Origin of the sequence: Microbacterium sp. K24, from assembly GCF_004794465.1 — a bacterium.
GTDB lineage: Bacteria > Actinomycetota > Actinomycetes > Actinomycetales > Microbacteriaceae > Microbacterium.
This window is the reverse complement of sequence record NZ_SSDJ01000098.1, coordinates 1-11356: the sequence shown is the minus strand read 5'-3', so window position 1 is coordinate 11356 and position 11356 is coordinate 1. Positions and strand designations below refer to the sequence as shown.

The window sequence follows — 11356 nt, the reverse complement described above, 5'->3', positions numbered from 1 at the left end:
GCCTCGGCGGCCTCCCGGGCGGCGCGCATCTCGGCGCGGGTCCGCGGGACGGCGGGCACCTCGGGGCGCTCGTCGTCAGTACTCATACGGATCCCCCGGCTCGTCGATCGCGACGACGTCGGTCGGCACGACACGGAGAGTGCCGTCGGCATCCGCTCGAACGGTTCCGGTGACCTCGACCCATTGGCCGGTCGGGTACTCGTCCGGGTCGACGGTGACGGGCAGCGTCGCTGTCTGCGCGTCGATCACGCAGTGCGTGATGACGAGGCGTGTGAGGTTCACGTCGTCGTCGCCCGAGGCTCCGGGCGTGACGAAACCGGTGAGGGTGACGGCGGCGCCGTCGTACGCGATGGTGTTCGTCGCGGTGGCGAAGACGCTCGCCCAGTCGCCGACGCCGAACGTCGAGGTGTCGGCCACCCCGAGCGTCACGGTGTCGGCACCTGCGAACAGCGCGCTCTGCTCCCCCGCGCGCGACATCGCCAGTTCGATGGACAGGGATGCCGGGGGCAGCACGAGCGCGGCGGCCACCACACCCGTCGCGACGACGCCGCCGGCGACCGCCCCGACGGCGGCGAGGGTCTTCCGAGGCGATGCCGTCGAGCGCGGAGCGTCAACCGCGTCGTCGGCGGCATCCACGGCGGCGGCATCGGTCCCGTGATCGTGCCCGTGGTCGCCCTCTTCGCCGAGCGGCAGCGTGAACGACCACACCGCACCCGCCAGGGTCACGACGGCCGCGGCGCAGGCGAACCACACGGATTCGGGGCTGATGTAGAGGGTCAGGCGGCCGGTGACGCCGAGGCCGAGAGTGACGACGGCGACGAGGGTCGCGAGTCCGACGCCGAGCCACCGGGTGCCCAGGGCGCGTGCGCGCCGCGACCTCCGGTCGGTCGAGTGGTCAGCCGTGTGCTCAGACAAGGACGTTCACCCCGATCCCGATGGCGAAGGCCGCGGCGACCACGACGCCGACGATGCCGGCCAGCGTGCGCCCGGTGAAGGTCGTGCGCATGAGCGCGAGCATCTTGATGTCGACGAGGGGTCCGACCAGCAGGAAGGCGACGAGCGCTCCCGACGAGAACGTCGAGGCGAACGACAGGGCGAAGAACGCGTCCACGTTCGAGCAGATGGCGACGGTCATCGCGAGCACCATCATCGCGACGATCGAGAGCACCGGGTTCGATCCGATCGCGAGCAGCATGTCGCGGGGGATCAGCACCTGCACGGCTCCGGCGAGCGCGGATCCGATCACGAGGGCCGGCATCACCGCGCGGAGCTCGACGAGGAACTGCGTGAGGCTGCGGCGCACCGGCGTGCCGGGCTCGTGGGTCACGCGGTCGCACGTGTCGACGAAGCGCTCGGTCAGCAGCGAATCGGGCGAGGGGTGCAGGCTGTAGATCCAGCCGATGAGGTTCGCGATCAGGTAGCCGCCGACGAGACGGGCGATCAGGATGCCGCCGTCCCAGCCGAACGCGGCGTGCGTGGTGAGGATGACGATCGGGTTCACGATCGGAGCGGCGATCAGGAAGGTCAGGGCCTCCGCGGGGGCGAGCCCGCGCATCATCAGTCCGCGGGCGAACGGCACGTTGCCGCACTCGCACACCGGGATCACCATCCCGAGCAGCGACAGCACGGCACGACGACCCCAGGCGCGCTTCGGCAGCCACCGGTGGATGACATCGGCGGGGAGCCACACCTGCACCACGATCGAGAGCAGCACCCCGAGGATCACGAACGGCAGGGCCTCGATCAGAACGCTCAGGGCGAGCGTGAGACCGTCCTGCGCGCGAGTGGGCAGCGAGGCGGGGAACAGCGCCGGCAGGAACCGGTCGACGAGGAACAGGGCCGCGATGATCGCGACCCCCAGTCCGAGGCCGACCCACGCCGAGCGCGGTGAGCGCGTCGGGCGATGGGCGTGCCCCTGGCCCGGGCGGGTCGCCGTGCCTGCCGGAAGGCTCACGCGTTCGCTGCCCGTTCGGCGTCGCGCTTGTTGGTGCACGGGGTGCACAGTCCGAAGATGTCGACCACGTGTGCGGCTTCGGTGAAACCGTGGAGGGCAGCGGTGCGGTGCGCCCACTGCTCGACATCCTTCGCCTCGATCTCGACGGTCAGTCCGCAGGACCGGCAGATCAGGTGGTGGTGGTGGCCCTGCGTGGTGCAGGCGCGGTAGAGCGCTTCGCCCTCGGGGCTCTGCAGCGAGTCGGCGTCACCGGATGCCGCGAGCCCGGCGAGCGCCCGGTACACGGTCGCGAGTCCGATGCCCGTGTTGTCGTCGCGCAGCGAGGCGTGCAGGTTCTGCGCACTCACGAAACCCCGCGCGTCGGCGAGTGCTTCACGCACGCGTTCGCGTTGCCAGGTGTTCCGCTGAGCCATGGGTCAAGTCTAGGCGGCAGGGGTTGGCGAGGGCTGGGAGCGTCGCACTCAGGCCACGCGCCGCACCCGGGCGCGCACCCGCTGCACGATCCAGCACACGACGTAGATCGTGAACGACAGGGTGGTGATGTAGGGGCTCACCGGCAGGGTGCCGGCGAGGGCGAGCAGGATGCCGCCGACGGCGGACACGAACCCGAACAGCGCGGCGAGCAGCGGGACCGCGACCGGGCCGGCCGTCACCCGCATGGCCGCAGCGGCGGGCGTCACCAGCAGAGCCATGACCAGCAGCGCGCCGATGATGTGCACGCTCACCGCGACGATCAGGCCGAGCAGCACCATGAAGATGAGGCTCACCGCGCGGGTAGGCACCCCTCGAGCGGCGGCGGACTCGGGGTCGAGCGAGTCGAAGCGCAGCGGGTTCCACATGACGAGGAGTCCGATCAGCACGACGATGCTGATGCCGATGAGCCAGCCGAGATCGGGACTCGAGACCGAGACGATCTGCCCGGTCAGCAGACTGAACCGGTTGGCGCTGCGCCCGTCGTAGAGCGAGAGGAACAGGATGCCGAGGCCGAGGCCGAACGGCATGAGAACGCCGACGATCGAGTTGCGGTCCCGGGCCTTCGCGCCGAGGACGCCGATGAGGATCGCCGCGACGAGCGCGCCGCCGAGAGAGCCGGCCACGACGCTGCCGCCGAAGAGCAGGGCGGCGGCCGCACCCGCGAACGACAGCTCGCTCACGCCGTGCACCGCGAACGCCAGGTCACGCTGCATGACGAAGACGCCGATCAGTCCCCCGACGATGCCGAGCACCGCCCCTGCGATGATCGAGTTCGCCAGCAGGGCGACGAGGTCTCCGTAGTCCTGGAACGAGAAGACGTCGCTCCAGTCGAACAGCGGCACCATTCCGGACGGCGCGATCATGCGGCGCCTCCGTGCTCGTGGTCGCCGTGGTCGTGGTGCGGCTCGGCATCCGGAACTCCCACGACGACCAGCCGGTCGCCGGCGCGGAGCACGAAGACCGGCGTGCCGTAGAGGTCGGTGAGCACGCGGGTCTGCAGCACCTCTTCCGGGGTGCCGAGCAGGAACCGCCCGCCGGCGATGTAGAGGATGCGATCGACGCGGTTCAGGATCGGATTGATGTCATGCGTGACGAACAGCACGGCGGCCGCGCGCTCGCGTCGCTGCCGGTCGATGATGTCGGTCACCCCGACCTGGTTCGCGAGGTCGAGGTTCGACAGCGGCTCGTCGCACAGCAGCAGCGAGGGCTCGTCGGCCAGCGCCTGCCCGACGCGCAGCCGCTGCTGCTCGCCGCCCGAGAGCAGGCCGACGCGACGGTCCGCGTAGTGCGCGGCGCCGACGGCTTCGAGCAGGCGGTCGACCTTGGCGCGATCTCCGCGGTGCGGGACCGGGAAGCCGAAGCGACTGCCCTGCACCCCGAGGGCGACCAGGTCGCGCGCCCGCATGCTCGTGTCCGGGGCGAGCGATCGCTGCTGCGGGATGTATCCGATCCGCGCGTTTCCGCGATGCACGGGCGACCCGGCGACCCTGATCGTGCCCGACGACAGGGGCTGCAGGCCGAGGATGCTGCGCAGCAGCGTCGTCTTGCCGGAACCCGAGGGCCCGAGCACGGCGATGAACTCCCCCGGCTCGACCGTCAGATCGAGTCCCGCCCACAGCTCGCGGTCGCCGCGCTGGAGGGCGGCGCCGGCGATCTCCAGGACCGGGCCGGTCACGGCTGGACGGCGGCGGCGAGGCTCTTGATCGCGTCACGCATCCACTCAGAGTACGACGATCCGTCGTCGAGGAGCTCGGTGAACGCGACAACCGGAATATCGGCATCCTTCGCGGCGGTCTCGACGCGCTCCGTCTCCGCACCGCCGGTCTGCGCGTTGGTGAGCAGAGCGGTGACCTGACCGCTGTCGATCACGTTCAGCGCCTCGAGCAGGACGGCGGGGGCGACGTCGGTGCCCTCCTCGACCGCCTCGGCGAACCCCTCAGGGGTGACGTCCGTCAGGCCCGCCGCTGTGGCGAGGTAGCCGGGAAGCGGCTCGGTGATGAACACGCTCGCGCCGGCGGCATCCGTCTTGATGGTCTCGAGGTCGGACTCGAAGCCCTCGAGGTCGGCGACGATGTCCTCGGCCGCGGCCGTGAAGTCGGCCTCGCCCTCGGGGTCGAGCTCGGCGAGGTGCGCCGCGATGTCCTCCACGACGTGGATCATCGTGTGCGGGTCGAACCAGACGTGCTCGTTGAAGCCCTCGATGTGATCGTGGCCCTCGTCGCCCTCGGCGTGCTCGTGGTCGTGCCCCTCGGCGTCGGCATCGCCCTCTTCGTGGCCCTCGTTGCCGGGGAAGTCATGCGAGAACTCGACGGCCGTGAGCACCTCGGCATCCGCTCCGTCGAGCAGATCGTCGATGAACGCGTCGTAGCCGCCGCCGTTCTCGATCACGAGGTCGGCCTTCTGCACGGTGAGGCGATCGCGCGCGGTGGCCTCGTAGGAATGCGGATCCTGTGTCACGGAGTTGATGATCGAGGTGACCTCGACCCGGTCGCCGCCGATCTGCTGGGCGAGCGAGCCGTAGACGTTGGTGCTCGCGACGACCTGGATCGTGCCGTCGTCGCCCTCCCCCGCAGCAGGGGTGGAGCATCCGGCGAGCGCGAGGGCGGCGACGGATGCGAGGGCGAGGACGATCACGGGCTTCTTCATGCTCTCACTCTAAACGCTAATGAGAACCATTATCAAGTTTGCGAGGGCGCGGTTTCGTCGGCAGGTCGAGATGACAGTTGCAGGTCGAGAATCAGGATCTCGACCTGCAACTGTCGTCAGCGCCTGCAGATGCAGCGCGGCACGGCGGCCTCAGCCGACGAGACCCGTCGGAGCGATCCACGCCGTGTGCTCCCCCGGGACCGCGCCGTCGACGACCGCGCCGAGCACGACGTCGTCGGCATCCGTCCCGAGGTCGAACGGCTCGACGCCGAAGTTCGTCACGACCTGCCACCCGTTCGGCCGCGCGAAGCGCAGCACGTCGTCGCGTCCCGTCTCGATCCACTCCAGGCGCTCGTCGGTCTGCAGCAGGTGCCGCAGGCGCAGCGCCTCGCGGTACAGCGACAGCGTCGACGACGGGTCGGCCGCCTCGACGTCGACCGCGTACTCCGCGAACCACGACGGCTGCGGCAGGTGCGCGTCAGCCGACCCGAATCCGAAGGACGAACCGGATGCCGTCCACGGCAGCGGCACGCGGCATCCGTCGCGCCCGAGGCCGTCGAATGCCTCCTCGCGCAGGAACGCCGGATCCTGGCGCTGCTCGGGCGCGATCTGTGCGACCTCGTGCAGTCCGAGCTCCTCGCCCTGGTAGAGGTAGGTGCTGCCGGGAAGGCCGAGCAGCATCAGGGTCGCGGCGTGCGCCCGACGCAGGCCGCCCTCGCGGTCGAGCTGGTCAGCGGGACCACCGGCAGCCACCCACTCGGTGCCCTGCTTGACGCTGCGGCCGCGCAGCGACGGCAGTCCGTAGCGGGTGGCGTGCCGGGTCACATCGTGGTTCGACAGCACCCACGTGGTCGACGAACCGCTCGCCTGCGCCTGCTCGAGGTTCTCGGTGATCACATCGCGGAAGTCGCCCGCCGAGAACTCCGCCACCAGCAGGTCGAAGTTGAACGCCTGCCCCAGCCCCTCGGCCGAGGCGTACCGGGCGCGACGCTCGGGCGTCTCGACCCAGGCCTCCGCGACGGCGGTGCGCGGCGGGTCGTACTCGTTGAACACCGCGCGCCACTCGGCGTAGATCTCGTGCACCTCGTCGCGATCGAGGAGCGGATGCCGACCCGAGGTGCGGTCCATCGCGTCGAGCTCCGCCTGGCTCGGCAGCGGCTCGGTGAGGTCCTTCGTCAGCATGTGCGCGACATCGATACGGAACCCGTCGACTCCGCGGTCTGACCAGAAGCGCAGCGTCTGCAGGAAGTCGGCGCGCACCTCGGGGTGATCCCAGTTCAGGTCGGGCTGCTCGACGGCGAAGCTGTGCAGGTACCACTGTCCGTCCTCGACGCGCTCCCAGGCGCTGCCGCCGAAGGCCGCGCCCCAGTCCGTCGGCGGCTCGGAACCGTCCGGCCCCTTCCCCTCGCGGAAGATGTACCGTTCGCGCGCCGCCGACCCGCGGCCTGCGGCGAGCGCCTCCTGGAACCACTCGTGCAGGTCGGAGCTGTGGTTCGGCACGATGTCGACGATGACGCGGATGCCGCGAGCGTGCAGCGCCTCGACCATCGCGTCGAAGTCGTCGAGCGTGCCGAGGCGGGGATCGACGTTGCGGTAGTCGGCCACGTCGTAACCGCCGTCGGCGAGCGCCGAGGGGTAGAACGGGCTGAGCCACACCGCGTCGATGCCGAGTTCGGCGAGGTAGTCGGCGCGGGAGACGATGCCGGGGATGTCACCCAGTCCGTCGCCGTTCGCGTCGGCGAAGCTCCGCGGATAGATCTGGTACACGGCGGCCTGCCGCCACCAGACGGCGGCATCGGCCTTGCGGGTCTCGACGAGAAGCGCGTCGGTCATGAGAGAGGAACTCCTTCTTGTTGCTTCCTGGGGGTGGTGTGAGGTGTCAGCCCTTGACGGCTCCCTGCGTCACGCCCTCCATGACGAAGCGCTGCGTGAACAGGTACGCCAGGATCGCGGGGGCCATCGCCATCAGATACGAGGCGAAGGCGACGTTGTAGTTGTTGCTGAACTGGGTCTGGAACAGGTTCTGCCGCACCGGGAGCGTCTGCATCGCCGGATCCGAGATGATCAGCGATGGCATCATGAAGTCGTTCCAGGCATAGAGGAAGGCGAAGATGCCGACCGTCGCGCTCATCGGGGCGAGCAACGGGAAGATCAGCTGCCAGAACGTCTGCCAGGTCGAGGCGCCGTCGATGCGGGCGCTCTCCTCGAGCTCGATCGGGATCGAACGCAGGAACGCCGTGAACAGCAGCACGCTGAAGCTCAGCTGGAACATCGTCGCGAGGATGATCACGCCGAACGGGTTGTCGAGACCGACCCGGCCGGTGAGCTGGATCTGCGGCAGCGCGACCACGGGGAACGGGATGAACATGGCCGCCAACAGGTAGAAGAACGACCAGCGGAACAGCTTGCGATCCCAGTTGCGCACGATCGCGTACGACGCGAACGCCGCGAGGATGATCGTCGCGCACACGGTACCGGCGGTGACGAGCAGCGAGATGCCCGCTCCGACGGGGAACTTGGTGAGGTTCCACGCCGCGACGAATCCGTCGATGCTGAACGGCGCGGGCAGCGAGAAGGCGTTGCCGTCGACCGCCTGCCCGGTCGTCTTGAACGCCATCGAGATGGTGACGTAGAGAGGGAGGAGCACGGTGACCGCGCACAGGAGGAGGATGATCGTGCCCGACCAGTTCGGCCGCTCGATCTTCATGCGGGGCTTCTTGCCCGCGGTCTGGGTGGTGATGGTCTGCGTCGACATCAGAGTGCGTTCCTTCCGCGCGTCAGCGACAGCTGGAGGAGGGAGATGAGCACGGCGACGATGAAGAAGATGGTCGCGTTCGCCATCTGATAGGCGTAGTCGCCGCCGTTGAAGCCCGCGATGATCGTCATCGCGACGCTGCGGGTGGCGGTGCCGGGACCGCCGTTGGTGAGTCCGACGATGATGTCGTAGGCGTTCAGGAAGCCCTTGAAGCCGAGGATCACATTGATGACGACGTAGCCGGCGACCAGCGGGAGCGTGATGCGCACGAGCTGCTGCCTCTTGTTCGCGCCGTCGATGCTGGCGGCCTCGTAGACCTCGCTGGGAACCGACAGCAGACCCGCGATGTAGATGAGGAGCGTGCCCGGAACCGCCTGCCAGGCGGTCACGATGACGATCGCGACCCAGGCCAGGTCGGGGTTGGCCAGCAGGCTCGTCTCGAGGAACGGGATGCCGGTGGCCGCACCTGCGGCCGGCAGGGAGTTGGAGAACAGGAAGTTGAAGACGTAGGCGATGATGATGCCCGAGATCACCATCGGGATCACGAAGATCGTGCGGAGCCCGGTCTTGAAGCGGATGCGCGAGGTCAAGCCCACCGCGAGCAGGAACGCCACCACGTTGACGACGATCACCGTGGCGATCGAGAACCCGAACGTGAACAGGTAGCTCTGCAGGATCGACGGATCGCTGAACATCGCGATGTAGTTGGTGAGCCCGTTGAAGCTCCACTCGCCGATGCCGATCGAGTCGGTGAAGCTGAAGAAGATGCCCATCACGGCGGGCACCGTTATCGCGAGCGTGAAGATCACCAGGGTCGGGAGCAGGAACAGGTAGTAGATCGGCTCGACGCGCTTCGTGCGGCGGCGCAGCCCGCGGGTGCCGCCGCCGGTGACGACGGAGGTGGTGTCCGTGGTCACCGCCGGCGGTTTCGTGATGCTCGGGACTGCCGGGTTCGGCAGGGCGGTGTTCGTCATGGCGTCGACTCCTCTGTCTCGCCGGATGCGGAATCCTGAGTGGTGGGTATGGGCGCGCGGAACGCGATCCGCGCCCAGTCGGCGTCCATCGTGCGGAGCATCGACTGCGGGTCGGCGCCGAGCACGATCGCCTGCACGTAGTTGTTCAGCGGGAGGGTCTTCGGCACGAGCACCGAAGGACCCTGGTAGATCTGGCCGTTGTCGTAGTACTCGATCATTCCCTCGACCCGGGGATCGTCGGGTGCCGGGGCGTCCGTCGTCGGGGTGAAGCCGAGCTGCGAGGCGTTGTAGGCCTCGATGTTCTCGGGCAGGTAGAGGTACTCGAGGAAGTCGCGTGCCGCTTCCTGATGGCGCGACTCCTCGGGGATCATCGCGGCGAGGTCCATGTTGACGCGCACGCCGAGATCGGCGGGATCGTCGGTCATCGGCAGCGGGAAGGTCCCGAGGTCGAGGTCGGGGGCGGTCTTCTCGATCTCGCTGAAGGCCCACGGTCCCTGCAGGTACATCGCGGCTTCGCCCTTGCCGAACGCGAGGTTGCCGTCGCCATAGGCGCGACTCGCGGCATCCGGGTTGGTGTATTCGGTCACCAGCTGCATCATCCGGTCCATGGGATCTGCGAAGTCCTGCTGGAACGACACCGGCGCATCGGGGCCGACCTCGGTGCCCTCTTCGGCCATCGCGTCGAAGAAGTCGATCACGTCGACGGAGCCGCCGGCGGTGTAGTCGTACCAGCCCTGCGCGACGGTCCAGTCGTCTTTGAACGTCGCGTAGAAGGGATCGATGCCCGCGGCCTTGAGCTGGTCGCAGACGGCGAGGAGCTCGTCCCAGGTCTGCGGGACCTCGAGACCCTGCTCGTCGAAGATCTGCTTGTTGTAGATGACGGATGCCGCCATCACCGAGTACGGGAGTGCGCTGGTGCGTCCTTCGCAGGAGCCGTACTGGTCCATGAGCGGCTGGAGGTCGTCGCGGATGCCACCGGCGGCCTCGGTGTCGGAGAGATCGGTGAGCGCGCAGCGCTGCACGAATCGCGCGATCTCGTAGTTGTAGTTGGCGAGCATGATGTCGGGCGGGTTGCCGCGCACGAAGCTGGCGGAGACGACGTCGACGCCGGAGGTGTCGATCTCGACCTTCACCTTGTCCTGCGAGGAGTTGTACTCGGCGACGAGTTCGTTCATGAACTCGATGGCCTCGCGCTTGCTGAAGGTGAAGCGGATCGTCTCCGCTCCCGAGCCGGCTGCGCAGCTCGTGAGGGCGGCCCCGACCAGCGTGAGCCCGAGGGCTCCCGCGATCATCCGCACCGCGCGTGTTCGTTTCTCAGACACCGTCGTCCTTTCGATCCCGTATATCCGCGTACTAAATCTAGTGAGCGAATTTACTCTGTCGAGAGGTACTCTCTCATTGGCTCGACAGAAAGGTCAAGGGGAGTGACAGAAGTCTCGACGGATCTCGGCACGGGGCGCGCGAGCGTCGGCGCCGTCCTCGACTTCGCCTGGGCGGCAGGCGAGTTCACCGCGACCGAGGTCATGGCGGGAACGTCGCTGACCCGCTCGACCGCCATCGACGCCATGGACACGCTCCTCGACGCCGAGATGCTGCGCGAGCTGCCCAACGCCCGCGCCGTCGGCAGCTACCGCTCCGGCCGCCCCGCCCGTCGCTTCAGCCTCTCCCCCGACCTCGGCGTCGTCGTCGGGATCGATGCGGGCGACACGCACCTCGCGGTGACGGTCGCCGACCCGATCGAGCAGACTCTCGTGCACCACCGCGTCGACCTCGATCCGACCCAGACGTCGGAAGAGCGCCGCGAGACGATCGTCGAGAGCCTGCGCGCGGCGCTCGACGAGGCCGACGTGCCCCGCGAGCGCGTGCTCGCCCTCTGCGTCGGCGTGGCGGCCCCCGTGAATCGCGACGGCATCTCCCCGCCGCACCCGGACGGCTTCTGGGAGCGCACCAACCCCGGACTCGCCGAAGCCCTGCACGACTGGGCGCCGGTCGTGGAGATCAAGAACGATGCCCAGCTCGCCGCGATCGCCGAGGGCGCGGTCGGAGCCGCGATCGGATGCCGGGACTACGTCGCCCTGCTCGCCAGCGAGCGCTTCGGCGGCGGGGTCGTCGTCGACGGACACGTGCTGCACGGCGCGCACGGCGGCGTCGGGGAAGGCGTGGTGTTCGACCACATCGTCGGCGTCGGCTCCGCCTTCGGCCTCCCCTATGCGGTGCGCAACCACGCGCAGGCGGCCGTGGACGCCGGAGAGATCGACCGCGACGGCGCGGTCGGACGCATCGTCGCCTCCGGGCACATCGACCCCCGGCTGGTGCTGACCCTCGCCGCCTCCGGAGATCCGGATGCCGTGCTCGTCACCGACCGCGTCGGTGCGACCGTCGCCCGCGTCGTGGGGGTACTCGGCAGCATGTACGACCCGGCGCGCGTCATCGTGTGCGGCGCGGTCGCCGAGAGCATCGAGCCCGTGCTGGCCGCGGCCCGCCGGGTGCTCCCCGGTGAGCTGCACCTTCCGGCGCCCGAGATCCTCGCGTCCGAGCTCGGCGCCGAGGTCG

General features: G+C 69.0%; 11 protein-coding genes. 1 reads left to right on the top strand and 10 read right to left on the bottom strand.

What is annotated here, in order from left to right; translation table 11 throughout:
- Positions 1 to 75 precede the first annotated feature (75 nt).
- The 10 genes from DW306_RS09245 to DW306_RS09200 all read right to left on the bottom strand — a co-directional run bounded on the left by DW306_RS09245 (position 76) and on the right by DW306_RS09200 (position 10125).
- A complete protein-coding gene (locus DW306_RS09245) occupies positions 76 to 915 on the bottom strand; it encodes a TIGR03943 family protein (protein ID WP_240747134.1) in 840 nt (279 codons plus the stop codon).
- Positions 908 to 1954 (bottom strand): permease, encoded by a 1047-nt coding sequence (locus DW306_RS09240; RefSeq protein WP_205814132.1) that lies wholly within the window; start codon positions 1952 to 1954, stop codon positions 908 to 910. Before DW306_RS09240 ends, DW306_RS09245 begins: the two co-directional genes overlap by 8 nt.
- Positions 1951 to 2367 carry a transcriptional repressor gene (locus DW306_RS09235; protein WP_136055308.1) on the bottom strand — a complete coding sequence of 139 codons (417 nt, stop codon included), beginning with the start codon at positions 2365 to 2367 and terminating at the stop codon, positions 1951 to 1953. Before DW306_RS09235 ends, DW306_RS09240 begins: the two co-directional genes overlap by 4 nt.
- A gap of 48 nt (positions 2368 to 2415) precedes the next feature.
- On the bottom strand, positions 2416 to 3273 hold the full coding sequence (locus DW306_RS09230; RefSeq protein ID WP_136055311.1) for a metal ABC transporter permease: 858 nt from the start codon (positions 3271 to 3273) through the stop codon (positions 2416 to 2418).
- A 14-nt stretch (positions 3274 to 3287) separates the two neighbouring features.
- Positions 3288 to 4103, bottom strand: a complete 816-nt coding sequence (locus DW306_RS09225) for a metal ABC transporter ATP-binding protein (RefSeq protein WP_136055307.1) — start codon at positions 4101 to 4103, stop codon at positions 3288 to 3290.
- The gene (locus DW306_RS09220; RefSeq protein WP_136055306.1) at positions 4100 to 5074 is read right to left on the bottom strand and encodes a zinc ABC transporter substrate-binding protein; all 975 of its coding nucleotides are present in this window, start codon (positions 5072 to 5074) and stop codon (positions 4100 to 4102) included. The genes DW306_RS09225 and DW306_RS09220 overlap by 4 nt, the downstream gene beginning before the upstream one ends.
- Before the next feature lie 150 nt (positions 5075 to 5224).
- Positions 5225 to 6907 (bottom strand): glycoside hydrolase family 13 protein, encoded by a 1683-nt coding sequence (locus DW306_RS09215; RefSeq protein WP_136055305.1) that lies wholly within the window; start codon positions 6905 to 6907, stop codon positions 5225 to 5227.
- A 46-nt stretch (positions 6908 to 6953) separates the two neighbouring features.
- Entirely contained in the window at positions 6954 to 7829 is an 876-nt protein-coding gene (locus tag DW306_RS09210) for a carbohydrate ABC transporter permease (RefSeq protein WP_136055304.1), read from the bottom strand.
- On the bottom strand, positions 7829 to 8803 hold the full coding sequence (locus tag DW306_RS09205; protein ID WP_240747133.1) for a sugar ABC transporter permease: 975 nt from the start codon (positions 8801 to 8803) through the stop codon (positions 7829 to 7831). Before DW306_RS09205 ends, DW306_RS09210 begins: the two co-directional genes overlap by 1 nt.
- The gene (locus DW306_RS09200; RefSeq protein WP_240747132.1) at positions 8800 to 10125 is read right to left on the bottom strand and encodes an ABC transporter substrate-binding protein; all 1326 of its coding nucleotides are present in this window, start codon (positions 10123 to 10125) and stop codon (positions 8800 to 8802) included. The genes DW306_RS09205 and DW306_RS09200 overlap by 4 nt, the downstream gene beginning before the upstream one ends.
- Before the next feature lie 102 nt (positions 10126 to 10227).
- On the opposite strand from DW306_RS09200, the gene DW306_RS09195 reads away from it, so the two are divergent.
- Positions 10228 to 11356, top strand: a 1129-nt coding sequence (locus tag DW306_RS09195; RefSeq protein ID WP_136055303.1) for an ROK family protein, incomplete at its 3' end; no start/stop codon positions are given.